Source organism: Streptomyces sp. NPDC030991, from assembly GCF_055571235.1.
Genome location: NZ_JBVIFR010000037.1, coordinates 1 through 26,939, shown reverse-complemented (window position 1 = coordinate 26,939; position 26,939 = coordinate 1). Strand labels below are relative to the sequence as shown.

General features: G+C 71.5%; 26 protein-coding genes. 18 read left to right on the top strand and 8 right to left on the bottom strand.

The genetic code is table 11. From position 1 onward, the window contains the following. Window positions 1-6 precede the first annotated feature (6 nt). Together ACZ45E_RS38090 and ACZ45E_RS38085 are read left to right on the top strand one after the other, a co-directional pair. Window positions 7-342, top strand: coding sequence for a hypothetical protein (locus tag ACZ45E_RS38090; protein ID WP_468230611.1), 336 nt, complete (start codon window positions 7-9; stop codon window positions 340-342). A gap of 148 nt (window positions 343-490) precedes the next feature. Beyond that, window positions 491-1,615, top strand: coding sequence for an amidohydrolase family protein (locus tag ACZ45E_RS38085; protein ID WP_468230609.1), 1,125 nt, complete (start codon window positions 491-493; stop codon window positions 1,613-1,615). Between the two features lie 101 nt (window positions 1,616-1,716). Here ACZ45E_RS38085 and ACZ45E_RS38080 read toward each other — a convergent pair whose 3' ends face one another. The 4 genes from ACZ45E_RS38080 to ACZ45E_RS38065 all read right to left on the bottom strand — a co-directional run bounded on the left by ACZ45E_RS38080 (window position 1,717) and on the right by ACZ45E_RS38065 (window position 5,453). Beyond that, entirely contained in the window at window positions 1,717-2,721 is a 1,005-nt protein-coding gene (locus tag ACZ45E_RS38080; protein WP_468230608.1) for a COX15/CtaA family protein, read from the bottom strand. Window positions 2,722-2,799: 78 nt separating this feature from the next. Then, on the bottom strand, window positions 2,800-3,567 hold the full coding sequence (locus ACZ45E_RS38075) for an ABC transporter permease (protein WP_468230606.1): 768 nt from the start codon (window positions 3,565-3,567) through the stop codon (window positions 2,800-2,802). A gap of 89 nt (window positions 3,568-3,656) precedes the next feature. After that, a complete protein-coding gene (locus tag ACZ45E_RS38070) occupies window positions 3,657-4,580 on the bottom strand; it encodes an ABC transporter ATP-binding protein (RefSeq protein WP_468230603.1) in 924 nt (307 codons plus the stop codon). 84 nt (window positions 4,581-4,664) lie between these two features. Beyond that, window positions 4,665-5,453 carry an AAC(3) family N-acetyltransferase gene (locus ACZ45E_RS38065; RefSeq protein WP_468230600.1) on the bottom strand — a complete coding sequence of 263 codons (789 nt, stop codon included), beginning with the start codon at window positions 5,451-5,453 and terminating at the stop codon, window positions 4,665-4,667. Window positions 5,454-5,647: 194 nt separating this feature from the next. Here ACZ45E_RS38065 and ACZ45E_RS38060 point away from each other — a divergent pair, with 194 nt between their 5' ends. From ACZ45E_RS38060 to dapD, 12 genes are all read left to right on the top strand, one after another. After that, complete coding sequence (locus ACZ45E_RS38060; RefSeq protein ID WP_468230597.1) at window positions 5,648-6,415, top strand: helix-turn-helix transcriptional regulator; 768 nt, start codon at window positions 5,648-5,650, stop codon at window positions 6,413-6,415. Then, window positions 6,412-7,836, top strand: coding sequence for a Fe-S cluster assembly protein SufB (gene sufB, locus ACZ45E_RS38055; RefSeq protein WP_468230595.1), 1,425 nt, complete (start codon window positions 6,412-6,414; stop codon window positions 7,834-7,836). The genes ACZ45E_RS38060 and sufB overlap by 4 nt, the downstream gene beginning before the upstream one ends. 60 nt (window positions 7,837-7,896) lie before the next feature. After that, the gene (gene sufD, locus ACZ45E_RS38050; protein ID WP_468230592.1) at window positions 7,897-9,078 is read left to right on the top strand and encodes a Fe-S cluster assembly protein SufD; all 1,182 of its coding nucleotides are present in this window, start codon (window positions 7,897-7,899) and stop codon (window positions 9,076-9,078) included. Further along, window positions 9,078-9,398: a non-heme iron oxygenase ferredoxin subunit gene (locus ACZ45E_RS38045; RefSeq protein ID WP_468230589.1), complete on the top strand. Its 321-nt coding sequence runs from the start codon at window positions 9,078-9,080 to the stop codon at window positions 9,396-9,398. Before sufD ends, ACZ45E_RS38045 begins: the two co-directional genes overlap by 1 nt. A gap of 7 nt (window positions 9,399-9,405) precedes the next feature. Further along, window positions 9,406-10,170 (top strand): Fe-S cluster assembly ATPase SufC, encoded by a 765-nt coding sequence (sufC, locus tag ACZ45E_RS38040; protein ID WP_468230587.1) that lies wholly within the window; start codon window positions 9,406-9,408, stop codon window positions 10,168-10,170. Continuing rightward, complete coding sequence (locus ACZ45E_RS38035) at window positions 10,167-11,435, top strand: cysteine desulfurase (RefSeq protein WP_468230584.1); 1,269 nt, start codon at window positions 10,167-10,169, stop codon at window positions 11,433-11,435. The genes sufC and ACZ45E_RS38035 overlap by 4 nt, the downstream gene beginning before the upstream one ends. Before the next feature lie 11 nt (window positions 11,436-11,446). Continuing rightward, complete coding sequence (sufU, locus tag ACZ45E_RS38030) at window positions 11,447-11,905, top strand: Fe-S cluster assembly sulfur transfer protein SufU (RefSeq protein WP_468230582.1); 459 nt, start codon at window positions 11,447-11,449, stop codon at window positions 11,903-11,905. Then, complete coding sequence (locus ACZ45E_RS38025; protein ID WP_338695301.1) at window positions 11,902-12,240, top strand: metal-sulfur cluster assembly factor; 339 nt, start codon at window positions 11,902-11,904, stop codon at window positions 12,238-12,240. Before sufU ends, ACZ45E_RS38025 begins: the two co-directional genes overlap by 4 nt. A 178-nt stretch (window positions 12,241-12,418) precedes the next feature. Further along, window positions 12,419-13,819: a hypothetical protein gene (locus ACZ45E_RS38020; protein WP_468230579.1), complete on the top strand. Its 1,401-nt coding sequence runs from the start codon at window positions 12,419-12,421 to the stop codon at window positions 13,817-13,819. Window positions 13,820-13,969: 150 nt separating this feature from the next. Continuing rightward, a complete protein-coding gene (locus tag ACZ45E_RS38015) occupies window positions 13,970-14,290 on the top strand; it encodes a DMT family transporter (RefSeq protein ID WP_468230577.1) in 321 nt (106 codons plus the stop codon). Beyond that, window positions 14,290-14,826 carry a TetR/AcrR family transcriptional regulator gene (locus ACZ45E_RS38010; RefSeq protein ID WP_468230574.1) on the top strand — a complete coding sequence of 179 codons (537 nt, stop codon included), beginning with the start codon at window positions 14,290-14,292 and terminating at the stop codon, window positions 14,824-14,826. The genes ACZ45E_RS38015 and ACZ45E_RS38010 overlap by 1 nt, the downstream gene beginning before the upstream one ends. Window positions 14,827-14,954: 128 nt before the next feature. Next, entirely contained in the window at window positions 14,955-15,947 is a 993-nt protein-coding gene (gene dapD / locus ACZ45E_RS38005; protein WP_468230571.1) for a 2,3,4,5-tetrahydropyridine-2,6-dicarboxylate N-succinyltransferase, read from the top strand. Window positions 15,948-15,977: 30 nt separating this feature from the next. Here the strand turns inward: dapD and dapA are convergent, their stop codons facing one another. Further along, entirely contained in the window at window positions 15,978-16,895 is a 918-nt protein-coding gene (gene dapA, locus ACZ45E_RS38000; RefSeq protein ID WP_468230568.1) for a 4-hydroxy-tetrahydrodipicolinate synthase, read from the bottom strand. A 211-nt stretch (window positions 16,896-17,106) separates the two neighbouring features. Here dapA and ACZ45E_RS37995 point away from each other — a divergent pair, with 211 nt between their 5' ends. After that, window positions 17,107-17,328: a hypothetical protein gene (locus ACZ45E_RS37995; protein WP_468230566.1), complete on the top strand. Its 222-nt coding sequence runs from the start codon at window positions 17,107-17,109 to the stop codon at window positions 17,326-17,328. 97 nt (window positions 17,329-17,425) lie between these two features. Here the strand turns inward: ACZ45E_RS37995 and ACZ45E_RS37990 are convergent, their stop codons facing one another. Next, window positions 17,426-19,267 carry an endonuclease/exonuclease/phosphatase family protein gene (locus ACZ45E_RS37990; protein ID WP_468230563.1) on the bottom strand — a complete coding sequence of 614 codons (1,842 nt, stop codon included), beginning with the start codon at window positions 19,265-19,267 and terminating at the stop codon, window positions 17,426-17,428. Window positions 19,268-19,558: 291 nt separating this feature from the next. Here ACZ45E_RS37990 and ACZ45E_RS37985 point away from each other — a divergent pair, with 291 nt between their 5' ends. Beyond that, window positions 19,559-20,986: a hypothetical protein gene (locus ACZ45E_RS37985; RefSeq protein WP_468230561.1), complete on the top strand. Its 1,428-nt coding sequence runs from the start codon at window positions 19,559-19,561 to the stop codon at window positions 20,984-20,986. Between the two features lie 287 nt (window positions 20,987-21,273). Beyond that, window positions 21,274-22,734 carry an alkaline phosphatase PhoX gene (locus ACZ45E_RS37980; protein ID WP_468230559.1) on the top strand — a complete coding sequence of 487 codons (1,461 nt, stop codon included), beginning with the start codon at window positions 21,274-21,276 and terminating at the stop codon, window positions 22,732-22,734. A gap of 100 nt (window positions 22,735-22,834) precedes the next feature. Here the strand turns inward: ACZ45E_RS37980 and ACZ45E_RS37975 are convergent, their stop codons facing one another. After that, complete coding sequence (locus ACZ45E_RS37975) at window positions 22,835-23,752, bottom strand: serine/threonine-protein kinase (RefSeq protein ID WP_468230556.1); 918 nt, start codon at window positions 23,750-23,752, stop codon at window positions 22,835-22,837. Window positions 23,753-23,861: 109 nt separating this feature from the next. Next, a complete protein-coding gene (locus tag ACZ45E_RS37970) occupies window positions 23,862-25,337 on the bottom strand; it encodes an amino acid permease (RefSeq protein ID WP_468230651.1) in 1,476 nt (491 codons plus the stop codon). Between the two features lie 244 nt (window positions 25,338-25,581). Between ACZ45E_RS37970 and ACZ45E_RS37965 the strand changes: the two genes are divergently transcribed. Next, window positions 25,582-26,808: a TerD family protein gene (locus ACZ45E_RS37965; protein WP_468230553.1), complete on the top strand. Its 1,227-nt coding sequence runs from the start codon at window positions 25,582-25,584 to the stop codon at window positions 26,806-26,808. Window positions 26,809-26,939: the final 131 nt, after the last annotated feature.

Below are 26,939 nucleotides of genomic sequence, written 5' to 3'. Positions count from 1 at the left end.
CTGCTCATGGCAGAGACTCAAGCGGTGGAGACGCCCCGTCGGGCGGCGAAGGACGAGCGCCGGGCGGCCCGGCTGGCCAAGGACATCGGCGCTTTCGCCAAGGCGCACGGCGGCGCCGAGGGGCAGCTGGCGTACCTCGGCGAGCGCGGCACACGCATCGTCCTCGTCGGCGAGGACGGCGGCTGGGGCGACCTCGTGGCCGGCACGTACGAGGTCGCGCAGAAGGCGGTGGAGAAGGCCGGCATCACGGTCCACGAGGACTTCGACGGCGAGTTCGCCGCGAAGGTCGAGACCGGCCCGTACGAGTGGAAGCGCATGGCGGGCATCCAGCTCGGCGGCTGACGGCTGACGGCTGACGGCTGACGGCGGACAGCGGGCGGCGGTCGTTCGGTGGGCATGGGCGCAGGTGTACGACGCGTGGTCGAGCAACACCAGGCGCCCGTTCACCCGTTAGGACTGTAGGAGCACGGTCCATCAACGGGAGCCCCGGATGATCGAAACGCCCTCCCTGGTGGATCAGTACTGCCACGGGGTGCTGCGTACGGAGCTGGGCCTCGGTACTTTCGAGGCCCACCTCGGCCGGGGCGAGGGGCCGCCCGCCTCCGGCACCACCTTCTTCGACACCCAGACCGGCTTCGCGGTCCGCCGCTGGTGCCCGCCCCTGCTCGGTCTGGAGCCGCACTGCGGACCCGCCCGCTATCTGGCCAGGCGCCGCGAACTCGGGGTCATGGAAGCGGGCCGGCGGCTCCTGCGCGGCAGCGGCATCACCACGTACCTGATGGACACGGGGCTGCCCGGCGACCTGACCGGGCCGGCCGAGATGGCCCGGGCCACGGCGGCGGACGCCCACGAGATCGTCCGCCTCGAACTGCTGGCCGAGCAGGTCGCGGACACCTCCGGAACCGTGGAGTCCTTCCTCGCCAACCTCGCCGAGTCGGTGCACGCCGCGGCCGCCGGCGCGGTGGCTTTCACCTCGCTCGCGGGCGTCCGCCACGGACTCGCGCTGGTACCGCAGCCGCCGGGTCCTGGCGAGGTACGGGGCGCGGCGGGCCGCTGGCTCGCGGGGCGCACGGTGGGCGGCCCGCTGACGGACCCGGTCCTGCTGCGCCACCTGCTCTGGATCGCGGTGGCCTCGGGGCGGCCGCTGCAACTGCACGCCGGGCTCGGCGAACCGGGCCTGCGGATCGACCGCACGGACCCGGTGCTGCTGACGGACTTCGCGCGGGCCACGGCGGGTCTGGGCACCGACCTGATCCTGCTGCACGGCTACCCGTACCACCGGCACGCCGCTCATCTGGCCGGGATCTTCCCGCACGTCTACGCCGACCTGGGCCCGGCCCTCGCCCGCACCGGGGCCCGGGCCCCGGCGGTCCTCGCGGAGATCCTCGAACTGGCGCCGTTCGGCAAGCTGCTGTTCTCCAGCGGCGCCCACGGCATCCCCGAGCTGCACGTGGTCGGCGCCCGCCTGTTCCGCGACGCGCTGGCCCGGGTCCTCGGCGCCTGGGTCTCCGAAGGCGCGTGGTCCCTGGGCGACGCGCAGCGGGTGGCGTCGATGATCGCGGCGGGGACGGCGGCCCGGGTCTACGGCCTCGACATCGAGAACGCGGTCGGCTGACCGGCACCCCGTGTGCACCCCGCGTGCCTACGCGGCTCGGCCGACCGAGGCCCTGGGCGCCTCGCGCGCCGCCCGCCGTGCTTCTCGCGCTTCCCGGTGCGTCAGACGGTCGAGAGCGTCGAGTCCGCCTGCGCCGGGACGTCCGCCGCCGACAGCGGGCGCTCCCGCAGCGACAGGACGACGCGTAGGACGCCGATCCAGACCAGCGCCGAGCCGAGCATGTGCACGCCGACGAGGATCTCGGGCAGGTCCGTGAAGTACTGGACGTACCCGATGACGCCCTGGGCGAGCAGGATCAGGAACAGGTCACGGGTGCGGTGCAGCGGACCCTTGGGGGCGTCGACCGCCTTCAGGACGAACCAGAGGGCGAAGGTCAGCGTCACCACGATCCAGGCCAGGACCGCGTGCCCCTTGGCCACCGTCTCCCAGTCGAGCGGCATCCGATGGACGTCGCTGGAGTCACCGGCGTGCGGGCCCGCGCCGGTGACGACCGTGCCGACCGCGATGAGGAGAGCCGAGGCGACGACCAGGAACCAGACGAGCTGCTTGATCGACGTGCCGACCAGCGGGCGAGGCTCCGTGTCGCCCTCGCGGGTGCGCTGCCACATCACCACGGCGACCGTGAGGAGGGCGGTGGTCAGGATGAAGTGGGCCGCGACCGTGTACGGGTTGAGGCCGACCAGGACGACGATGCCACCGAGCACCGCGTTGCCCATGACGATCCAGAACTGGAGCCAGCCGAGCCGGGTCAGCGAGCGCCGCCACGGCTTCTGGGAGCGGGCGGCGATGATGGCCCAGCCGACCGCCGCGCACAGCACGTACGTGAGCATGCGGTTGCCGAACTCGATGGCTCCGTGGAAGCCCATCTCGCTCGTCGCCGCCAGCGACTCGTCGGTGCACTTGGGCCAGGTCGGGCAGCCGAGGCCCGACCCGGTCAGGCGCACCGCGCCGCCGGTCATGACGATGACCACCGTCATGACGACGGCGGAGAGGGCCGCACGCTGGACGGTCCGCTGCGTGGGGGTCCAGTGCTCGGCGATGAAGGCGAGCGGGTTGCGGAGCGCTCGGACGGCGTCGGCGCGGGTCACGTTGGGCACGCGCCCCATCGTAGGGGGCCGCTTGTGCACGCCTTCACGAGGGGGACGTAAGTGGGCCATCTGTGACGCCTGTTACAAGCGCGGCGCTCATTCCCAGCGGAAGAAGCGCCCCGCCGCGCCGAGCCCCACGACCGCCCACACGGCGAGGATGCCCAGGTCGCCCCAGGGCATCGAGGCACCGTCCTGGAGGACGTCGCGCAGGCCGTCGGAGAGCGCCGAGATGGGCAGCAGGTCGAGCACCGACCGGGCGGCGTCGGGGAACTTGTCGAGCGGCACGATGACGCCGCCGCCGACGAGCAGGAGCAGGAAGACCAGGTTGGCCGCGGCGAGCGTGGCCTCCGCCTTGAGCGTGCCGGCCATGAGCAGGCCGAGCCCGGAGAAGGCGGCGGTGCCGAGGACCAGCAGGAGCAGCACGGCGAAGGGGTTGCCGTGCGGGGACCAGCCCAGGGCGAAGGCGATGACCGTGAGCAGGACGATCTGCAGGACCTCGGTGACCAGCACCGAGAGGGTCTTGGCCGCCATCAGGCCCCAGCGGGGCAGCGGCGAGGCGCCGAGCCGCTTGAGGACGCCGTAGCGGCGCTCGAAGCCCGTCGCGATGGCCTGCCCGGTGAAGGCCGTCGACATCACGGCGAGCGCGAGGACGCCCGGCGTCAGGAAGTCGACCGCCTTGCCGGAGCCGGTGTCCACGATGTCGACCGAGGAGAACAGCACCAGCAGGAGGGTGGGGATGACGACGGTGAGAAGGAGCTGCTCGCCGTTGCGGAGCAGCATCTTCGTCTCGAGCGCGGCCTGCGCGGCGATCATGCGGGGCAGCGGAGCCGCTCCGGGCTTCGGGACGTACGTACCGGCGCTCATCCGCGCAGCTCCTTTCCGGTCAGTTCCAGACTGTGTCTTCCCGGGGGCAACCCCCGGACCCCCGGCCGGGGAGGCCGGATCAGTGGCACTCATCCGCGCAGCTCCTTGCCGGTCAGTTCCAGGAAGACGTCTTCGAGAGTGTGCCGCTCGACGGAGATCTTCTCCGGCATCACGCCGTGCTGGGCGCACCAGGAGGTGACCGTCGCGAGCAGCTGCGGGTCGACCTTGCCGGCCACGCGGTAGGAGCCGGCGGTGAGTTCGACGGCGGCGGAGTCGGCGGGCAGGGCCTTGAGGAGGGAGGCCACGTCGAGGCCGGGGCGGCCGGTGAAGCGCAGCGTGTTCTCGGCGCCGCCGCGGCAGAGCTGCTCGGGGGAGCCCTGGGCGATGACCCGGCCGGCGTCGACGATCGCCACGTCGTCGGCGAGCTGCTCGGCCTCGTCCATGTAGTGCGTGGTCAGGATCGTCGAGACACCGTCGGTGCGCAGGTCCCTGACCAGGTCCCAGGTGGCGCGGCGGGCCTGCGGGTCGAGGCCCGCGGTCGGCTCGTCGAGGAAGACCAGCTCGGGGCGGCCGACCACGGCCATCGCGAGGGCGAGGCGCTGCTGCTGCCCGCCGGACAGCCGCCGGTACGTCGTACGGCCGCAGCTGCCGAGCCCCAGGCGCTCGATGAGGGCGTCCACGTCGAGCGGGTCGGCGTGCAGCTTGGCGATGTGGCGCAGCATCTCGTCGGCCCGGGCCCCCGGGTAGACGCCGCCGGACTGGAGCATCACGCCGATCCGGGGGCGGAGCCGGCCGGCTTCCCTGGCCGGGTCGAGGCCGAGGACGCGGACGGTGCCGGAGTCCGGCCGGCGATAGCCCTCGCAGATCTCGATGGTGCTGGTCTTGCCCGCGCCGTTGGGGCCGAGGACGGCCGTGACGCCGGGGCCGGTCTCCAGGTCGAGGCCGTCGACCGCGGTCTTGCCTCCGTACCGCTTCACCAGACTCGTGATCCGGACGACGGGATCGCTTCGCATGGTGGGCAAGTCTAGGGAGGGGCCGCGGGCCCGGGGCGGCCGGGTCGACACCGCCCCGCCCCGCCGTCCCTCTTCCGCGCCGCTCTAGCGGTACGGACGGTGGACGGGGAGCCAGGTCCGCGCGTACGCCACCGCGTCGGCCAGCGGGAACAGGCGCGTCTGCGCGGCGCCGGTCCGGCCGACGACGATCGGGGTGTCCCGCTCGAAGGCGGCGCCGAGCTCGTCGAAGCGGTCCGCGCTGATCGCCACCTCGGTGACGTGCTCCCAGCCCGCGAGGCCCGGCCGCCCCGCGTCCACCAGGTCGTGGGGGACCCGGTACTCGGCCAGGTGGAAGCCGGTGCACGTGCCGTACCCCGTGCCGAGCATCAGCACGCGCGCCCCGCGTTCCTCCAGACGGCCCAGTGGGCTGCGCTCTCCCAGGCGGCAGTTCTCGGCGTGCCCCCCGACGATCTCCGCGGCGCCGGGGCCGAGTGCGGCGAACGAGGTCAGGGGGTGCGCGCTGCGCAGGGCGCCGGGCCAGGTGCGGACGGTCTCGGGGAGCACGCCGACGGAGCGGGAGGGCGTGGTCAGCGGGTCGTAGACGGGCATGGTCGCCCGGACCGTCTCCCACCACTCCACCGGCACCGGCGGGTCGCACCAGAGCGCCGGGTCGGAGAGGTCCCCGGACTCGGTGGGCACGACCAGCGTGCCGTTCTCGCCGAGCGCGTCCAGGAGGGCGTGGACGACGGCGACCGGGCCGCCGTTGACCCAGCCGAGGCTGCTGAGCGAGGAGTGCACGAGCAGGGTCTCGCCGGGCTCGACACCGAGCGCGCGCAGGTCGCACGCGAGCGAGGCGCGGGTGACGAGTGGGCCGGTCGGAAGGGGTGCGGGCATGGTCGGCAGTGTCCCGGCGGGGCTCTCCGGGCGCCAGGCAATTACCGGCCCGACCGGCGGGGCGCCGACCGATCGGAGATCGTTTCCGCAGGTCACGCCAGGTATTTACTTAGGTCTGCCTAAGTGATGTACGGCACCGACACCGATCACCGCTGCGCTTGTCAGGCTCTGAGGAATTACGCAACAATGGCGTTGTGAAAAACGTCGGCGAGGCTCAGGAGGCACCCATGGGGGCCCCTCAGGAAGAGCTCGCGACCGGTGAGCGTTCGACACGCAACCGCGTCGCGCGCTCCATCCTGGACCACGGCCCGTCCACCGTCGCCGATCTGGCCGGACGCCTCGGCCTCACCCAGGCCGCCGTCCGCCGCCACCTCGACGCCCTCGTGGCCGACGACGTGGTGCAGGCGCGGGAACAGCGGATCTACGGAGCGCGTACGCGCGGCAGGCCCGCCAAGGTGTTCGCCCTGACCGACTGCGGCCGCGACGCCTTCGACCAGTCCTACGACAAGCTCGCCGCGGACGCGATCCGCTGGATCCAGGAGCAGGCCGGCGGGGACGAGGCGATCGTCGCCTTCGCCCGGGCCCGGCTCGCCGCGCAGGCCGCCGAGTACCGCGAGGCCGTCGAGGGCGCACCGCCCGGCGGCCGGACCGCAGCGCTGGCCAAGGCGCTGAGCGCGGACGGGTACGCTGCTACGGCGCGCAGCGCGCCCCTCCCGCAACAGGGCGAGCAGCTCTGCCAGCACCACTGCCCGGTCGCCCACGTCGCCGAGCAGTTCCCGCAGCTGTGCGAGGCCGAGACGGAGATGTTCTCGCAGCTCCTCGGCACGCACGTGCAGCGGCTGGCCACCATCGCTCACGGCGACGGCGTCTGCACGACGTTCATCCCGCAGAGCAGCCTCAAGAACACCCCGAAGACCGATACCAACGCATCTGCAAGCACCGCCGGGAGGAACCCCGCATGACGCTCCCCATCGAGGAGACTGCCCACCCCGAGCTCGAGGGTCTGGGCAAGTACGAATACGGCTGGGCGGACTCGGACACGGCTGGTGCCTCTGCCAGGCGCGGTATCAACGAGGACGTCGTCAAGGACATCTCGTCCAAGAAGTCCGAGCCGGAGTGGATGACCAAGCTCCGCCTCAAGGGCCTCAAGCTGTTCGGCAAGAAGCCCATGCCGAACTGGGGCTCGGACCTCTCCGGGATCGACTTCGACAACATCAAGTACTTCGTGCGCTCCACGGAGAAGCAGGCGGAGTCCTGGGAGGACCTGCCCGAGGACATCAAGAACACGTACGACAAGCTCGGCATCCCCGAGGCGGAGAAGCAGCGCCTCGTCGCCGGTGTCGCGGCCCAGTACGAGTCCGAGGTCGTCTACCACCAGATCCGCGAGGACCTGGAGGAGCAGGGCGTCATCTTCCTCGACACCGACACCGCCCTGAAGCAGCACCCGGAGCTCTTCAAGGAGTACTTCGGGACCGTCATCCCGGCCGGCGACAACAAGTTCGCCGCGCTGAACACCGCCGTGTGGTCGGGTGGCTCCTTCATCTACGTGCCCAAGGGCGTGCAGGTCGAGATCCCGCTCCAGGCCTACTTCCGTATCAACACGGAGAACATGGGCCAGTTCGAGCGGACGCTGATCATCGTCGACGAGGGCGCCTACGTCCACTACGTCGAGGGCTGCACCGCGCCGATCTACAAGTCGGACTCGCTGCACTCCGCGGTCGTCGAGATCATCGTCAAGAAGGGCGCCCGCTGCCGTTACACGACCATCCAGAACTGGTCGAACAACGTCTACAACCTGGTCACCAAGCGCGCCGTGGCGTACGAGGGCGCGACCATGGAGTGGATCGACGGCAACATCGGCTCCAAGGTCACCATGAAGTACCCGGCCGTCTACCTGATGGGCGAGCACGCCAAGGGCGAGACGCTCTCCATCGCCTTCGCGGGCGAGGGCCAGCACCAGGACGCCGGTTCCAAGATGGTCCACATGGCGCCGAACACGTCGTCGAACATCGTGTCGAAGTCCGTGGCGCGCGGCGGTGGCCGCACCTCCTACCGCGGTCTCGTCGAGATCGGCGAGGGCGCCCACGGCTCCAAGTCGAACGTGCTGTGCGACGCGCTGCTCGTCGATACGATCTCCCGCTCCGACACGTACCCCTACGTCGACGTCCGCGAGGACGACGTCTCCATGGGCCACGAGGCGACCGTCTCCAAGGTCTCCGAGGACCAGCTCTTCTACCTGATGAGCCGCGGCCTCAGCGAGTTCGAGGCCATGGCGATGATCGTGCGCGGCTTCGTCGAGCCGATCGCCAAGGAACTGCCCATGGAGTACGCGCTCGAGCTCAACCGGCTGATCGAGCTGCAGATGGAGGGCTCGGTCGGCTGATCCAGCCACCCGAACCACCCGTCAAGCCACTTACGTAAGAAAGCGAGCGCTACGACAGCCATGGCTGAGGCTCAGAATCTCCCGGCCGGATCCACGACCGCCGGAACCATCGCGGTGGCCGCCGAGTCGACCGTCGCCACGCGCATGAGCGCGCCCCCCTCCGTCGACGTGCGGGACTTCCCCGTCCCGCACGGCCGTGAGGAGGAGTGGCGGTTCACGCCGCTGGAGCGGCTGCGCGGGCTGCACGACGGCACCGCCGTCGCCACCGGCACCGGCGTCAAGATCGACGTGGAGGCGCCGGCCGGCGTCACCGTCGAGGCCGTCGGCCGGGACGACGCCCGGATCGGCAAGGCCGGCAAGCCCGTCGACCGCGTCGCCGCCCAGGCGTACTCGGCGTTCGAGCAGGCCTCCGTCATCTCCGTGCCCAAGGAGACGGTGCTCACCGAGCCCATCCGGATCCGCGTGCACGGCGAGGGCGGTGTGGCCTACGGCCACCAGGTCATCGAGCTGGGCGCGTTCGCCGAGGCCGTCGTCGTCATCGACCACACCGGTGACGCGGTGCTCGCCGCCAACGTCGACTACCTGCTCGGCGACGGCGCCAAGCTCACCGTCGTCTCCGTCCAGGACTGGGACGACAAGGCCGTCCACGTCGCCCAGCACAACGCGCTGGTCGGCCGCGACGCCTCCTTCAAGTCCGTCGTCGTCACCTTCGGCGGCGACGTGGTCCGTCTGCACCCGCGCGTGCGGTACGCGGCCACCGGTGGCGAGGCCGAGCTGTTCGGCCTCTACTTCACCAACGCGGGCCAGCACCAGGAGCACCGCCTCCTGGTCGACCACAACACGCCGCACTGCAAGTCGAACGTCGTCTACAAGGGCGCGCTCCAGGGCGACGACGCGCACGCCGTGTGGATCGGTGACGTCCTCATCGAGGCCACCGCCGAGGGCACGGACACGTACGAGATGAACCGGAACCTGGTTCTGACCGACGGCGCCCGCGTCGACTCCGTGCCCAACCTGGAGATCGAGACCGGCGAGATCGTCGGCGCCGGTCACGCCTCCGCCACCGGCCGCTTCGACGACGAGCAGCTCTTCTACCTGATGGCCCGCGGCATCCCCGCCGACGAGGCGCGCCGCCTCGTCGTGCGCGGCTTCTTCGCCGAGCTGGTCCAGCAGATCGGTGTCCCGGACATCGAGGAGCGCCTGCTCGCGAAGATCGCGACCGAGCTGGAGGCCACCGTCTGATGTCGGCCTTCGTACGCGTCTGTGGGCTGAGCGAGCTGGAGGACTCCACCCCCAAGCGGGTGGAGATCGACGGCACGCCGGTCTCGGTCGTGCGCACCGAGGGCGAGGTGTTCGCGATCAACGACATCTGCAGCCATGCGAACGTGTCGCTCTCCGAAGGCGAGGTGGAGGACTGCCAGATCGAATGCTGGCTGCACGGCAGCGCCTTCGACCTCCGTACCGGCAAGCCGTCCGGCCTTCCCGCGACGCGCCCCGTCCCCGTATACCCCGTACAGATCGAAGGGGACGACGTGCTCGTCTCCCTCTCCCAGGAGTCCTGAGGCACCCATGGCAACGCTTGAAATCCGAGACCTGCACGTCACCGTCGAGGCCGACAACGCCACGAAGGAGATCCTCAAGGGCGTCGATCTCACCGTGAAGCAGGGCGAGACGCACGCCATCATGGGCCCGAACGGCTCCGGCAAGTCGACCCTCGCCTACTCCATCGCGGGTCACCCCAAGTACACGATCACGCAGGGCACCGTCACCCTCGACGGCGAGGACGTCCTGGAGATGTCCGTCGACGAGCGCGCCCGCGCCGGCATGTTCCTCGCCATGCAGTACCCGGTCGAGGTCCCCGGCGTCTCCGTCTCCAACTTCCTGCGCTCCTCGGCCACCGCGATCCGCGGCGAGGCACCCAAGCTGCGTACCTGGGTGAAGGAGGTCAAGGCCGCGATGGAGACGCTCCAGATGGACCCGGCCTTCGCCGAGCGCAACGTGAACGAGGGCTTCTCCGGCGGTGAGAAGAAGCGCCACGAGATCCTCCAGATGGAGCTCCTCAAGCCGAAGATCGCGATCCTCGACGAGACCGACTCCGGCCTCGACGTCGACGCGCTGCGCCAGGTCTCGGACGGCGTCAACCGCGTCCGGGAGACCGGCGAGGTCGGCACCCTGCTGATCACGCACTACACGCGCATCCTGCGCTACATCACGCCGGACTTCGTGCACGTCTTCTCGGCGGGCAGGATCGTCGAGTCCGGCGGCCCCGAGCTGGCCGACACCCTCGAGGCCGAGGGCTACGAGAAGTACACGAAGGGTGGCGTATCCGCGTGACAGTGGCCCACCAGGGGCTTTCCGGCCTCCTCGACACCGAGGCGATCCGCAAGGACTTCCCGATCCTGGATCGCACGATCCACGACGGCAAGAAGCTCGTGTATCTGGACAACGCGGCGACCTCGCAGACGCCGCGCCAGGTCCTCGATGTGCTCAACGAGTACTACGAGCAGCACAACGCCAACGTCCACCGCGGCGTGCACGTCCTCGCCGAGGAGGCCACCGCGCTGTACGAGGGCGCGCGTGACAAGGTCGCCGCGTTCATCAACGCGCCCAGTCGCGACGAGGTCATCTTCACGAAGAACGCCTCGGAGTCGCTGAACCTCGTCGCCAACATGCTGGGCTGGGCCGACGAGCCGTACAAGGTCGATCACGAGACCGAGATCGTCATCACCGAGATGGAGCACCACTCCAACATCGTTCCGTGGCAGCTGCTCTCGCAGCGCACCGGCGCGAAGCTGAAGTGGTTCGGCCTGACCGACGACGGCCGGCTCGACCTGTCCAACATCGACGAGGTCATCACCGAGAAGACGAAGATCGTCTCGTTCGTCCTCGTGTCGAACATCCTCGGTACCCACAACCCGGTCGAGGCCATCGTGCGCCGCGCCCAGGAGGTGGGCGCGCTCGTCCTCATCGACGCCTCGCAGGCCGCGCCGCACATGCCGCTGGACGTGCAGGCGCTCCAGGCCGACTTCGTGGCCTTCACCGGCCACAAGATGTGCGGCCCGACCGGCATCGGCGTGCTCTGGGGCCGGCAGGAGCTCCTGGAGGACCTGCCGCCGTTCCTCGGTGGCGGCGAGATGATCGAGACCGTGTCGATGCACTCCTCCACGTACGCTCCGGCGCCGCACAAGTTCGAGGCGGGTACGCCGCCGATCTCGCAGGCCATCGGCCTCGGCGCGGCGATCGACTACCTGAGCGCGATCGGCATGGAGAACGTGCTGCGTCACGAGCAGGCGCTCACCGAGTACGCGGTGAAGCGGTTCCAGGAAGTCCCGGACCTGCGGATCATCGGCCCCACGACGGCCGAGGAGCGCGGTGCCGCGATCTCCTTCACGCTCGGTGACATCCACCCGCACGACGTGGGCCAGGTCCTCGACGAGCAGGGCATCGCCGTGCGGGTCGGGCACCACTGCGCACGGCCGGTCTGCCTGCGGTACGGAATTCCTGCGACCACGCGAGCGTCGTTCTATCTGTACTCCACGCCCGGCGAGATCGACGCTCTGGTCGACGGCCTGGAGCACGTACGGAACTTCTTCGGTTAGGGAGCGCTGGCGTGAAGCTGGATTCGATGTACCAGGAAGTCATCCTGGACCACTACAAGCACCCGCACGGGCGGGGCTTGCGGGACGGCGATGCCGAGGTGCACCACGTCAACCCCACCTGCGGCGACGAGATCACGCTGCGGGTCAAGTACGACGGCGAGAAGATCGAGGACGTCTCGTACGAGGGCCAGGGCTGTTCCATCAGCCAGGCCTCGGCCTCCGTGCTGAACGACCTGCTGGTCGGCAAGGAGCTGTCGGACGCGCGGAAGATCCAGGAGACCTTCCTGGAGCTGATGCAGTCCAAGGGCAAGATCGAGCCGGACGACTCGATGGAGGAGCTGCTGGAGGACGCGGTCGCGTTCGCCGGTGTCTCCAAGTACCCGGCCCGAGTCAAGTGCGCCCTCCTGAGCTGGATGGCGTGGAAGGACGCGACGGCTCAGGCCTTCGCGGAGGAGGCGAGGACCGCATGAGCGAGAACACCGCTGTCGAGATGAAGCCGGCCTCCGAGGAGGAGGTCCGTGAGGCGCTGTACGACGTCGTCGACCCCGAGCTGGGCATCGACGTCGTCAACCTGGGCCTGATCTACGGCATCCACATCGACGACGCGAACATCGCGACGATCGACATGACGCTGACGTCCGCGGCCTGCCCGCTGACCGACGTCATCGAGGACCAGGCCAAGTCCGCCACCGACGGCATCGTCAACGAGCTGCGGATCAACTGGGTCTGGATGCCGCCGTGGGGCCCGGACAAGATCACCGACGACGGCCGGGAGCAGCTTCGGGCGCTCGGCTTCAACGTCTGAGACAGACGGCGCCGCTCACTACGGCGACCGGTACGGCGATCGGCCCCGGCGGGATTCCCGCCGGGGCCGATCGCCGTACCGGCCCGCGGTGTTCGGCTGCCGTACGCGTGATCGATACGCGGCGTTGGCCCGCGGAGCGGAACCTTCCCGTCGACATCAGGTCGACGAAGGAGCCCCCGTGCCCGCTGTGCCGCACCATTCCCCGCGCCCACGCCGCGCGGCCGTCGCCGTTGCCGGTGGTCTGCTCACGCTGGCCGTCGTCGGTGGCCACGTCCCGGCCGTCGCCGCCGGGTCGGCCACGCCGACGATCTCGCTGTCGGCCGCCTATCTCGGCGGAGCCGTCGGCGGGACGGCCGAACCGACGGTCACCGTGAAGGTCGCGCAGAGCGGAACCGACGCCTCCACGCTCACCGTCACCGCGACCGCCAGCAGCAGAACGTCCGTCGCCCAGCCCGCCGACGTCACCGTCAGCGGCACCGGAGCCGGCCGCACCGTGTCCGTCGCCGCGCGCGGTCAGGGGTACACCGACCTGACGCTGAAGGTGACGGGCAGCGGCGGCGCATCGGCCACCACCAAGCTGCACTTCGCGGCGTCCGCGGCCGTGCGCGACGCCGCCGACGCCCGGTACCTCACCGGCTCCAGCGACGCCTCCGCCGCCGTCGACGTGGGCGGCGGCTACGTCGTCGTGGCCGACGACGAGTCCAACGTGCTGCGCCTGTACGACGGTTCGGTCTCCGGAGCGCCGGTGCGGACCTGGGACTTCTCCGGCGCCCTCGGCGTCGACAAGGAGGTCGACATCGAGGGAGCCACCCGCGTCGGCGACCTCGTCTACTGGACCGGATCGCTCGGCAACAACAAGGACGGCGAGTACAAGGCCCCCCGCAACACCGTCTTCACGACCTCGGTGAGCGGCAGCGGAGCCGCCACGCAGCTGGCGTACGCGCACTCCTACAAGAAGCTGCGCGAGGGGCTCGTGGCGTGGGACGAGGACCACGGGGACCGGTACGGGTTCGCCGCCGGGACCGAGGACGGGCAGGCGCCCAAGCAGATCGACGGGTTCAACGTGGAAGGGCTGGAGTTCGCGCCCGGGTCCACCTCCACCGCGTACCTCGGTTTCCGCGCGCCGCTCGTGCCGCCGAAGGGCGGGGGCAAGGGGCTCATCGTGCCCGTCAGCAACTTCGACAAGGTGCTCGCGAGCGGATCCGCGCCGGTGTTCGGCACGCCCATCGAGCTCGACCTGGGCGGGCTCGCCGTCCGCGACATCCGGAAGAACTCCGCGAACCAGTATCTGATCCTGGCCGGAAGCTGGGCCGCCGACGACAACTCCGATCCGTACGCCCTGTACGCGTGGGACGGTGTCGCGGCCCACGCGCCCGTCAGGACCGCCGACCTGCCGACCGGCGACCCCGGCGGCTGGGAGTCGATCGTCTCCGTGCCGAACCTGTCCGTGCCCGGTCAGCGCGCCCAGCTCATCACCGACAACGGCTCGGCCGACCTGTACGGGGACGGCACCGAGGCCAAGGACCTCGACCACGCCGAGTGGAAGAAGTCACGGGCGGCCCTGTTCACCGTGGACTGAGGCGCCGCCGGATCCGTACGGGATTCTCAGGCGGCCGCGGGCGTGCGCTCAGCGGCGGACGTGAGCCAGGGCCCGTGAGCCGCACCCTGCTGCACCACGGGTCCACCGGTTTGTGTACGGGTGTACGCAACGATATGTACACTCGTACGCATGGGATATCTGCTGCTGGCCGGCGCCATCGCCGCCGAGGTGGGGGCCACCACGGCCATGAAGTACAGCGAGGGGTTCAGCCGGCTCTGGCCCTCGCTGATCACCGTCACCGGGTACGTCATCGCGTTCGCGCTGCTGGCACAGACGCTGAAGACCGTGCAGGTCGGCACCGCGTACGCGATCTGGGCCGGGGCCGGCACCGCCCTCATCGCCGCGATCGGCATGATCTTCCTCGGTGAGGGGCTGAACCCCGCCAAGGCCGCCGGGATCGTGCTCGTCATCGGCGGCGTCGTGCTCCTGAACATGGGCGGGGCGCACTGATGGCCCGGCGCTACGATCCCGAGCGGCGGCAGCGGATCATCGACGCCGCGATCCGGGTCGTCGGGGAGAAGGGGATCGCCGGGCTGAGCCACCGCAGCGTCGCCGCGGCGGCCGATGTGCCGCTGGGCTCCACGACGTACCACTTCAAGACGCTCGACGAGCTGATGGTCGCCGCGCTGCGGCAGACCAACGAGGGGTTCGCGAAGGTCGTCGCCGGACATGCCGGGCTCGTCGACCCCGGCAGCGACCTCCCCGGGGAGCTCGCCGCGGTGCTCGGCGAATGGCTGGCGGGGGACCGGGTGGGCGTGGAGCTGGAGTACGAGCTGTACCTCGCCGCACTGCGCAGGCCCGCCCTGCGCCCCGTCGCCGCCGAGTGGTGCCAGGAACTGGCCGAGGTCGTCGCCCGCCGCACCGACCCCGTCACCGCGCGGGCGCTCGTCGCCCTCATGGACGGGATCTCGCTGCAAGTGCTGCTGACCGGCGGGGAGTACGACGCCGGGTACACACGGGAGATGCTGGCGCGGCTCGTGCCGTAGCTCCACCGGCGCGCCAAAGTGCCGCCCTCCGACGGGTCGCGACGGGTCGCGGCGGGGGCCGCCCGGGAGCTGAGACGGGGGCGCCGCCGGTTCGCCTCGGCGGGGGCGGGCCGATTAGGTTTGCCTCCATGACCGACACCACCACTGCTTCTCGTTCCACCGGCGCCGTCGCCACCGGCCTCGCCACCGTCACCGCCGACGGCACCGTTCTCGACACCTGGTTCCCCGCCCCCGAGCTGACCGCGGAGCCCGGCCCGGCCGGCTCCGAGCGGCTCTCCGCCGAGAAGGCCGTGGAGCTGCTCGGCGAAGGCGCCGCCAAGGCCGTCGGCCCGGACGCCCGCCGCGGCGTGGAGATCGTCGCCGTCCGTACGGTCATCGCGTCCCTCGACGACAAGCCGCTCGACGCGCACGACGTCTACCTGCGCCTGCACCTGCTCAGCCACCGCCTGGTCAAGCCGCACGGCGTGAACCTGGACGGCCAGTTCGGCTTCCTCGCCAACGTGGCCTGGACCTCGCTCGGCCCGGTCGCCGTCGACGACGTCGAGAAGGTGCGGCTCAACGCCCGCGCCGAGGGCCTGCACCTCCAGGTCACCTCGATCGACAAGTTCCCGCGCATGACCGACTACGTTGCCCCCAAGGGCGTGCGCATCGCCGACGCCGACCGCGTCCGCCTTGGCGCGCACCTCGCCGAGGGCACCACCGTCATGCACGAGGGCTTCGTGAACTTCAACGCGGGCACGCTCGGCACGTCGATGGTCGAGGGCCGCATCTCGGCCGGCGTCGTCGTCGGCGACGGCTCCGACATCGGCGGCGGCGCCTCCACGATGGGCACCCTCTCCGGCGGCGGCAACGTCCGCATCGTCATCGGCGAGCGCTGCCTCGTCGGCGCCGAGGCGGGCGTCGGCATCGCGCTGGGCGACGAGTGCGTGGTCGAGGCCGGCCTCTACGTCACCGCGGGCACCCGCGTGACCATGCCCGACGGCCAGATCGTCAAGGCCCGCGAACTCTCCGGCGCCTCGAACATCCTCTTCCGCCGCAACTCGGTCACCGGCACCGTGGAGGCCCGGCCGAACAACGCGGTGTGGGGCGGCTTGAACGAGGTTCTGCACAGCCACAACTGACCCCCGCCGCACCAGGGGATCGGCCCCGGCTCACGACGCGCTGACCAGCGTGTCGTGGGCCGTTCGCAGTTCGGCGGTCATGGCTGGGCCCGCGGGGCGCAGCGGGGCGCGGGGCGGGCCGCCGCCCGGCAGGCCGAGTTCGGTGAGGAGCGCCTTCGCCGTCACGGTGCCCGGCAGGCCCGCGTTCATCATCAACTCCGTCAGCGGGATGGTGAATCGCTGGTGGCGGGCGGCGAGGGCGGTGTCCCCGGCGTCGTACGCGTCGATGATCGCCCGGAAGGCGCCGGGTACGACGTTGGCCACCGTCGACACGTAGCCCGCGCCGCCGAGGGCGTACAGCGCGAGGACGTACTCGTCGCAGCCCGTGTAGTAGGCGAGGTCCGACGCGGCCATGACCTTCTGGGTGCCGAGCAGGTCGTACGCGCAGTCCTTCACGGCGACGACGCGGGGGTGCCCGGCCAGGCGCAGCATGGTGTCCGGCTCGATGCGGGTGCCGGTGCGGGCGGGGATGTCGTACAGCATCACCGGCAGGTCCGTCGCGTCCGCCAGCGCGCGCAGATGCGCTTCGACGGCGTCCTGCGGCGGCCGGCTGTAGTACGGAGCTGTCACCAACAGGCCGTCGGCGCCCGCCTGTTGGGCCTGCCGGGCGAGGTCGACGGTGTGCCGGGTGTCGGGCGTGCCGACGCCGGTGAGGACGGACGCCCGCCCATCGGCGGCTTCCCGGACCGCGCGCACCAGGTCCGCCTTCTCGGCGTCCGTCGTCGTGGGGGACTCGCCGGTCGTGCCGGACAGGACGAGGCCCTCGCACCCCTCGGTGACGAGCCGGTCTGCCAGCTTCTGCGCGGCGTCCGGATCGAGGGCGCCGTCCGCGGTGAAGGGCGTGACCATGGCGCACAGGGCGCGGCCGAAGGGGGAAGCCGAGGTGTGCCCGGAGGCGGTGTCGCTCATGGGAGCAGTGTCGGCCGCCGCACCGTGAAGCTCCACTTAAATCTGCTACGAGGTGGGGCGGAGCAGGGCTGAAGGTTACGGGAAAAGAGGGGTGGCTTCCGGTCTTTTTCTGCGGTTTTTGGCCGATAGCGGGCCTTCAGGTGGCGCGCCCGGACTCCGATGAACTCACAGACGGTGCCGACCAGTTCATAAGAGGTTCGTGGTGCGAGACGTGGTGACCGCCCTGGCCATGCCCCTGCTGATGTGTGCGAGCGGGATCTACGCGGCGGGCGACGCGTGGTGGCGGCACAGACGCCGGGGCGGCCAGGACCCCGCGGAGCGGGCGGTCGCCGTGGCCGAGGCGATGGTGGCCGACGAGTACGCGCTGCTCGTCGCCGACGGTCCGGACGCCGAGCCCCGGGCGCTCCTCGTACGCCGCCCCGAGCGGCCGTAGCCGTCGGCCCGAGCAGCCGTAACCGTCGGCCCGAGCCGCCATAGCCGGCCCGGGTGCCGGGCCCACGCTGGGTCGGCACCCGGGACGCGGAGAGTCCCTACGGGCGCAGGCGCAGCACCTGCGGGTCGTGGTCGCTGATCTGGTCGTGGAACTCGCTGTTGATGTGCACGCTGTCGTAGCGGAACGTGTTCTTCCGCCGGATCGAGGGGCTGATCAGGATCTGGTCGAGGACCTGGCTGTTGCCCTGGTAGTCGTAGGTGTACCGCTCACCGCGCGGCAGTGACTTGATCGCCGACCAGAGCGCACCGCCGTCCTCAAGGCGCTGCGCCGTCCCGGAGAACTCGAAGTCGTTGATGTCACCGAGCGCGATGACGTCGGCGTCGCGCTCGACCTTGAGGACGGACTTCACGAAGGAGTTCACGGCCGTCGCCTGCGCGTGGCGCTGCGTCTCCGAGCTGCGCGCCGGCGGCTGGTACTGCGAGGTCAGACCCTGGTCGCCGCCCTTCGACGCGAAGTGGTTGGCGATGACGAAGACGGTCCTGCCGCGGAAGGTGAACTCGCCCGCGAGCGGCTTGCGGCTGTTGGTCCAGGCCGCGTCCGCCGGATCGACGCGGCCGGGGGAGGCGGTGAGTGCGGCCTTGCCGTGGCTGCGGACCACCCCCACCGGCGTCGTGGCGTCGCCGCCCGCGCGGTCCGTGAACGAGACCCGCTCGGGGTTGAAGAGGAAGACCTGGCGGATGTTGCCGCCGGGCTCGCCGCCGTCGGCGCCGTCGGTCGGGTCGATCGAGCGCCAGTCGTAGCGCGGGCCGCCCGCCGCGACGACCGCGTCGATCAGCTTGGTGACCGTCACGTCGGCGGCGACCGTGCCGTCGTTCTTCGCGCCGTTGTTGTCCTGTATCTCCTCCAGGGACACGATGTCGGGCGACTTCAGGTGGTCGACGACGGCTGCCGCGTGCTCCTCGAAGGTGGCGTCGGCCGGGTCGAGGTTCTCGACGTTGTACGTCGCCACGGCCAGTTCGCCCGACGTCTGGGCCCGGGTCGTCTCCCGGCCCGGCCCCGTCTGCTTGGTCGTGCCCAACTCCCGTGCCACCAGGGTGTATCCGCCGAACTGGTTGAAGTCGAGCGGGCCCTCGGTGCGGCCGGCCAGGACGTCACCGACATCGGCCGCGGGGAAGTCGGCGGCGGCGCCGAGCGACTGGATCTGGAGGCGGCCGGTGTTCTGCGAGGTGTACGAGCCGTACCGGGTGCCGCCCCGGACGGTCGGGTTCTCGCCGGGCTTGACCGTGACCCACAGCTCCGCGTACGGGTCGGTGGCGGTGACCACGCGGGAGGAGCCGATCCGTATGTTCTGGCCCTCCAGGGACTCGTAGTAGTCGAGGGCGTACTTCCTGGGCCGGAGCGGCAGGTTGTTGACCGAGCCGTTCGCCGCCGGGTCGCCCGCGGGCGCGTAGGCGGCCGGGACCGACTTCGCGCCGACCGTCGTGACCGGCACGGGATTGCCGGACGAGACCACGCTCACCGTCGGCTTGGTGATCTCGGTGAGCGACTGGTTGCCGGACGAGGCGCCGCCGGGCACGTACTCCGACACCGTGCCCGAGACCGTCACCGCGTCGGCGACCCGGACCGTCGGGGCGGAGCCCGTGAAGACGAAGACGCCCTCGCTGGTGGCCGGGTCGTCGTCGGGCGCCGTGTCCTGGAGCCAGAAGCCCCGGGACGAGCCGTACGTTCTGACGCCGGTCACCACACCGACGACGCCGGACACCTGCGTGCCGGCGAGCGGGGACGTCCGGGTGGCGCCCTGGATGTCGTGGACGGCGACGGTGGCGGCGTGTGCGGGGCCCGTCACGACGACGGCGTATGTGGCGCAGCAGGCCGTGGTGACGGCGAGCGCGGCGAGGCGGGAGCGGGAGAACGGGGAGTGCGCGGGCTTGCTCGGCAAGGGGATCCCTCCGGGGACGTGCGAGTGGCGAGCGCCGGGACGAGGGTGGCTCTCTGGAGCCTGCTAGGGCCTTCTACGGCCCTGTACGGCTATTGGTGGCCTTGCACGGCCACCGCGGCCTGATACTGCTTTCTACGCGCGTCAATCTCTGTCCTGAGCCCGGGAGTTGTCAAGGTTTCGCGGATGTCTCCCGGGCGACCGAAACCTGACGGGTACATGAACTGGGCGGCAAGCGGTCAAATCCGTCTAGGCTGAGCGGTCGCAACGTATGCCCTTGAGGAGAACCAGCCGATGTCAGACAGCTCCCCCCTGCCCCCGGTCCGGCTGCCCGCCGAAGCGGAGCTGGCGCGGGACGCCCTCGCCACCCCCCTCCTGTCGCGCGCGGTGCGGCTCGCCCGCTGGGCCGGGCCCGGCACCCGGGTGGGCGCCGGCGGTGAACTCGTCGAGGAGCAGTTGCCCGCCGCCGCGGCCGAGCTGGGCCTGAGCGGCGACGAGGACGGTGCCGCGTACGCGAGCGAGGCGTGGAACGTCGCCGTGGACACCGGTCTGCTGGAGATCGTGGACGAGGAGGAGGGCACCGTCACCGTCGGCGCGGAGCTCGCCACCCTCGCCGCCGGCAGCCCCTCGGACGTACTCGGCCTGTGGCTCGCCGCGCTCGACACCTCGCTCGCCGACGCCGCGGTGCCCGACCTCGACGACCTGATGGGGGCCATGGAGGAGGGCGGCGAGATCGACTTCTCGCAGCTCGACTGGGACCCCGAGGCGGAGACCGAGTTCCTGGAGGGCGTGCTCGGCAATCTGTACCTGCTGACCGTCACCGAGGGCGGCGCGGGCGACGGCCCCGTACCGCTGCCCGCGCTCGCCGCGTCGATGATCGTGCCCGACGACATGGGGGAGCCCACCGACGACATCCTGGAGCAGGTGTCGGACGCGATGATGCGCCTCGACGACCAGTTCCGGCTGCTCGAACCGGTCGGCCTCGTGGAGTTCCAGCCGGTCGACGAGGCGCTGATGGCCGACGCCGACGAGGAGCCCGCCGAGCCCGTCGACGAGGCCGACGTCGCCCGGTACGGCATGGTGCGGCTCACCCCGCTCGGCCTGTTCGGGATCCGCTCGCGGCTGCTGGAGGCCGGGGTGGCGGCGCCCGCCGTCGGTGACCTCGTTGACAAGGGCGCCGACGCGCTCCTCGACGGCACGTCCACGTTCCCGCAGGCGGCCGCGCAGGCCGAGATCGAGCAGTGGCTGGCGCGGCGCGAACCGCTGGGCGCGGCACGGGAGTTGCTCGCCGCGGCGCGCGGCGTGGACGAGAGCGCGCCGCTGCGCCGGCTCCGCTGCCAGCAGGCGCTCTCGCTGGTCGGCGCCGAGGCCGAACCGGCGCTCCGCGAGGTCCTCGACGACGCCGAGCTCGGCGGCCTCGCCCGGGTCTGGCTCGCCGAGCACGGCGCGGTGGACATCCCCGCGCCCTCGCAGGACCTCGTCTTCTGGCTGACGGTCGACACGATCGCCGCGCAGCTCTCCCTCGAGGGCAACTCGGACGAGCTCCAGGCCCTGGTCGAGGGGCTCGCCGAGCAGCACAGCGGGTTCTTCTCGGCGGCATGGCGGGTGGAGCACCCCGCGACGGCCGACGTCCTGGAGGCGATGGGCCGCCTCCACCCGGACAAGAAGGTCGCCAAGGAAGCCCGCAAGGCCGCCTTCAAGGCCCGCTCGGCGCAGGGCTGACCCACACACAGCCGAAGAACACACAGCCGAAGAGGCCGGGCCCCGCTGCCGCAGCGGGCGCCCGGCCTCCGCGTGGAACGGGCGGTTCACGCACGGATCAGCACAGGTGGCGTCTGACCGCGAGGTGGTCAAGGCGTCCCGCGCGATATCCCGCCAGCGGGCCCCTGGACGTAGAGCGGCGTTCAACTCCCGTTCAGGCGCGGACGGGAACGTGTGGCCGAAACCGGGTCCGCGACCCCTCCCCACCCGGCCCCGCCACCGTTCACCGTCAGCAGGAGACAGCCACCATGTCACTCTCTCGCAGGGACTTCGCCAGACACTCCGCCGCCACCGGCGCGGGCGTCGCCCTGGCAGGGTCAGTCGGCGCCCTCGCCACGGCGCCGGGCGCGCTCGCCGCCACCGACGACGGCGCCGGGACCGCCGGGCACGGCCACGGCCACGGCCGGCACGGCGAGCACCACGGCGCGGGCTACGGTCCGCTGCGCTCCGACCCCAAGGGCATCCTCGCGCTGCCCGCCGGGTTCTCGTACAAGATCATCACGTACTGCGGGAGGACCAAGCTGGAGTCCGGCGAGTTCACGCCCTCCAACCACGACGGCACCTCCACCTTCGAGGGCCCGCGCGGCACCACCCTCCTCGTCAACAACCACGAGCTGGCCGGCGCCCGCGCCGACTGGCCGCACCCGGTGCCGCTGACCGAGGGCCTCGTCTACGACCCGATGGCGGCCGGCGGCTGCACGGTCGTCGAGGTGCGCCGCGGCGGCGAGGTCGCCGAGTGGGTCGGCATCGCCGGCACCGCCACCAACTGCGCGGGCGGCAACACCCCCTGGGGCACCTGGCTGACCTGTGAGGAGACCGAGGACAAGGCGGGCAAGAACGGCTTCACCAAGGACCACGGCTACGTCTTCGAGGTCGACCCCGCCGACCGCCGCGCCAACCGGTCCCCGAAGCCGATCAAGGCCCTGGGCCGCTATGCCCACGAGGCCGTCGTCGTCGACCCCAAGCGAGGCCACCTGCTGCTCACCGAGGACGCCTCGGGCCCCAACGGCCTGCTCTACCGCTGGGTCCCGCCGCACGGCTTCCACCACGGCCGCGGCAGGCTGCGCACCCTCGCCGACGACGCGGGCGTGCTCCAGGCCTTCAAGTGCTTCGACTCCGGCGGCCGGTTCGTCGACGACCTGTCCCGCGCCACGAAGATCGGCACGGTCTACGGCGTGGACTGGGTGGACGTCCCCGACCGTGACGCCAGGACGGTCTCCACGCGCAAGCAGTTCAAGGACGGCGAGGTCACCCGCGCCCGCAAGCTGGAGGGCATGTGGTGGGCGGACGGCGGCGCCTACGTCGTCGCCTCGTTCGCCCGGGGCGAGAGCCCCGTCGCGCACGACGGCCAGGTCTGGTTCTACGACCCCAAGCGCCGCACGCTCACGCTGAAGGTGCTGCTCGGCGTCAACTCCGACCCGTCGGTCGACGGCGCCTTCGACGGCCCGGACAACATCACCGTCTCCCCGTACGGCGGTCTGGTCATCGCCGAGGACGGCGAGGGCGTCCAGCACCTGTTCGGCGCGACCGAGCGCGGCACCACGTACCCGATCGCGCGCAACGAGCTGAACATCGGTACCGAGGAGGAGCCGGAGTACAGCGAGTTCACCGGCGTCACCTTCTCGCCGGACGGGCGCACCCTGTACGCCAACATCCAGACGCCCGGCATCATGCTGGCGATCACCGGCCCCTGGAAGCGCCAACGCTGACGCCCAGCTGACGACCGGCCGGTGACGACGGGCACTGACGACCGGGCGGCGGCGACGGCCACCGCCCGGTCGTCACCGCTTCGTCGTCCCCGCTTCGTCGTCACCGGCCCGGCGGCGTCCACCGCGGCAGCGCCCCTCGCGCGGGGTCACCGTCGTCCTCCGCCGCCTCCGCGATCCGCAGCCGCACCGACTCCTCGTGCCCGTCGAACAGCTCGGCGGCCTCCGGCCCCAGCCACCACGGCCGGTCGGCGGCGCGGACGCCGCACCAGCCGAGGACCTCGGAGACGGCCGGGCGCGCTTCGGGGTCCTTCGCGAGGCAGCGGGCCAGGAAAGCGGTCCACTCCGCGTCGGGCAGGCCGACCAGATCCGGCTCCTCGTGCAGCGTGCGGTCCACGATCTTCGGCGCCGTGCCCGCGCCGTGCGGATTGCGGCCGGTCGCCGCGAGCACGAGCAGGGCGCCGAGCGCGAACACATCGCAAGGGGCGGCCGGCTCGGTGGCGCCCGTGAGCTGCTCGGGCGCCAGGAAACCGGGGGAGCCGGCCGGCTCCCCGCCGGCCGGGGCGGCCTTGGCGAAGTCCAGGACGCGGGGGCCGTCCCTGGTGACGAGGACGTTCGCGGGCTTCAGGTCGCGGTGGACGAGGCCCGCGTTGTGGATGCCGGTGAGCGCAAGGGCCAGGGCCGCGCCGAGCGCCGCGAGGTCGTCGGACCCGAGCGGGCCGAAGCCGGCCACCGCCTCCGAGACGGAGGGCCCGGCGCAGTACTCGACCGCCATCCACGGCGCCCGCGCGTCCGGGTCGGCGTCGAGCACCGCCGCCAGGAACGGGCCCCGGACGGTCCGTGCCGCCCGCGCCTCGTCCCGCAGCCGCTCCCGGAGCGCGGCCTCGTCGGGGAGGCCGGGCCGCAGCGTCTTCACGACGACGAGCGGGCCGGAGTCCGACTGCGCCAGAAACGTCCGGCCCGTGCCGCTCTCTCCGAGCAGCGCGACCGCCCGGTACTTCCCGAACCCGAACCGGTCCATCGAACTCCTCCACCGCATGGTTCACCCTGCTGGTCACCGCGGTGCCAGTCTCCCGCGCGGCCTTCTCGGCGCTCCGACCGGCCCCGGCGAAAGCCCGGCGGACGGGCGCTCAGCCCAGCGGGTCCACCGGCGGCGCCTCCCGCTCGGCGGCGATCCGGTGCACCCGCCGCCGCACCGCGAACCAGCCGGCCGTCAGCGCGAGCGCGACGGGGACGAGCAGCAGCACCGTGTCACGGCCCGCGCCGTCCGTGTCGAACCACATCATCACGAGCACCGCGAGCAGGAAAGCGATCGTCGTCAGCTCGATCCACGGCGACGCCCACAGCCGGAACGCGGGCCGCTGGACGTACCCCTGCTTCGCCCGCCGTACGAAGACCAGATGGCAGAGCATGATCATGCTCCAGGTGGAGATGACGCCGAGCGAGGCGACGTTGGTGACGATCCCGAAGGCGTCGTCGGGCAGCCACGCGTTGAGCGCCACCCCGAGCAGCGCCACCGTCGACGTCAGCAGGATGCCCGCGTAGGGGACGTGGCTGCGGCTCATCCGCGCGGTGAAGGAGGGGGCTGATCCGGCCATCGCCATCGAGCGCAGGATGCGCCCGGTCGTGTAGAGGCCGGAGTTGAGGGAGGACATCGCGGCCGTGAGCACGACCAGGTTCATGATGCCGCCCGCCGCCGGCACCCCGATCCTCGACAGGACCGTCACGAACGGGCTCTGGCCCGCCGAGTACGCCGTCCACGGCAGCAGCAGCGTCAGCATCACGATCGAGCCGACGTAGAAGATGCCCACCCGCCACATGATCGAGTTCACCGCCTTCGGTACGACCGTCGCCGGATCGGCGGTCTCCCCGGCCGTCACGCCGACCATCTCGACGGCCGAGTACGCGAAGATCACCGTCTGCGTGATGAGGACGACGGGCAGCACGCCCATCGGGAACCAGCCCCCGTGGTCGCTGATGAGCGACAGGCCCGGGGCCTGCCCCGCGATCTCCTCGCGCGAGGTGAGGAAGAAGATGCCGATCAGCAGGAACAGCACGATCGCGGTGACTTTGACGATGGCGAACCAGAACTCCATCTCGCCGAAGCTCTTCACCGAGATCAGGTTCACGGTGAGCACGACCGCCAGCGCGATCGCCGCGAGCACCCACTGCGGGACGGAGGTGAACATCGACCAGTAGTGCACGTACAGCGCGATCGCGGTGATGTCGGCCATCCCGGTGGTCGCCCAGTTCAGTACGTACATCCAGCCCGCGACGTACGCGCCCTGCTCGCCCAGGAACTCACGGGCGTAGCTCACGAACGAGCCCGAGGAGGGCCGGTGCACGACGAGTTCGCCGAGGGCCCGCACGACGAAGAACGCGAAGACACCGCACACCGCGTACGCGATCGCCAGCGCGGGCCCGGCCTTGGCGAGGTTCCCGCCCGCGCCGAGGAAGAGCCCCGTGCCGATCGCGCCGCCGATCGCGATCATGCTGATGTGACGCGGCTGGAGCGCCTTGCTGTACCCGAGGTCGCCCGCGTCGGAGACGCCCTCGGCGGTCGTGGGATCGTCCGGCGGAGGGCCGTGGGAGGAGTCTTTGCGCAGGTTCACGCCGGGAACTCTCGCACTGCCGCCGCGCTCCGACCGGCGCAGCGGCAAGCGGCCCCGCGTGGTGTCGCCCTTACGGGTGAGGTAGTCCGATCGACGGGTCAACGCCGCGGTGGCCGCCGCCCCCGGACCGTCGGCACGCGCAGGAATCCGGCGAGCAGGGAGAGCCCGGGCGTGGAAGAAAAAGCTTGGGTAAGGGAACGGTAAAGCGGAGTCGCTCGTTACCTCTGGCATGACAGCTATGACCCCAGGTTCGAACATCCCGCTCACGGCGCAGCGTGTGGCGGTGGACGTCTCGGCCCCCGTGCGGCTCGACGTGTCGGGCCTGCTGCTCACCGCCGACGGCAAGGTGCGCTCGGACGACGACTTCATCTTCTTCAACCAGCCCGCTGGCCCCGGCGTGACCTACACGTCGGGGGGTGGCACGAGCCCCGACTCGATCACGGTGGACACCGCTGCCGTTCCGGCGGGCATCGAGAAGATCGTCGTCACCGCGAGCCCGGACGCCGCGGGCCAGACGTTCCAGGGCATCGAGCCCACGGCCACCATCCGGGACGCGGCGGACGGCTCGGCCCTGGCCACGTTCACACCCCCGCAGCTCGGCGCGGAGACGGCGCTGGTCGTCATGGAGATCTACCTGCGCAACGGCGCGTGGAAGGCCCGCGCCGTCGGCCAGGGCTACGCCGACGGGCTGGCCGGCATCGCCACCGACTTCGGCGTCTCGGTCGAGGAACCGGCCGCGCCCGCCGCCCCGCCGGTCGCGGCCCCGGCTGCCTCCCCGGCCGCCGCCATGCCCGCCCCGACCACCCCGCCGGTCGACCCGCGCCTCGCCCCGCCGCCGCCCGCCGCGGCCCCGGTCGCCGCGCCCGCCGCCCCGGCGCCGGCCTCGGGCAAGATCAACCTGGACAAGGGGCGCGTCTCCCTCCAGAAGAACCAGACGGTGTCCCTGGTCAAGGGCGGCAAGCCGCTGCTGAGCCAGGTCAAGATGGGCCTCGGCTGGGAGCCCGCGTTCCGGGGCAAGGACATCGACCTGGACGCGTCGGTCATCGCGTACGGCCCGCAGCGCAACCACGTCGACAGCTGCTACTTCGGCAAGCTCTCGATCGTGAACGGCGCGATCAAGCACTCCGGTGACAACCTCACGGGTGAGGGTGCCGGGGACGACGAGGTGATCGTCGTCGACCTGGGCCGCCTGCCGCAGGACGTCACGGGCCTGGTCTTCACGGTGAACTCGTTCACGGGCCAGAAGTTCACCGAGGTCGCCAAGGCGTACTGCCGCCTCATCGACGCGGCGAGCGGCGAGGAGCTGGTCCGCTTCGACCTGACGGGCGCGGAGCCGCAGACCGGTGTGCTGATGGCGAAGCTCATCAAGCAGTTCTCCGGCGAGTGGGAGATGACGGCGATCGGCGAGTTCGTGAAGTCGCGCACGGTGCGCGGCATGGTCAAGCCCGCCGCCAAGGCGCTCTGACGGCGGGCGCCGGGCGCCGCTCTCGGCGCCGGTTGCGGGGGGGGGGGGGGGGGGGGGGGGGGGGGGGGGGGGGGGGGGGGGGGGGGGGGAGGGGGGGGGGGGGGGGGGGGGGGGGGGGGGGGGGGGGGGGG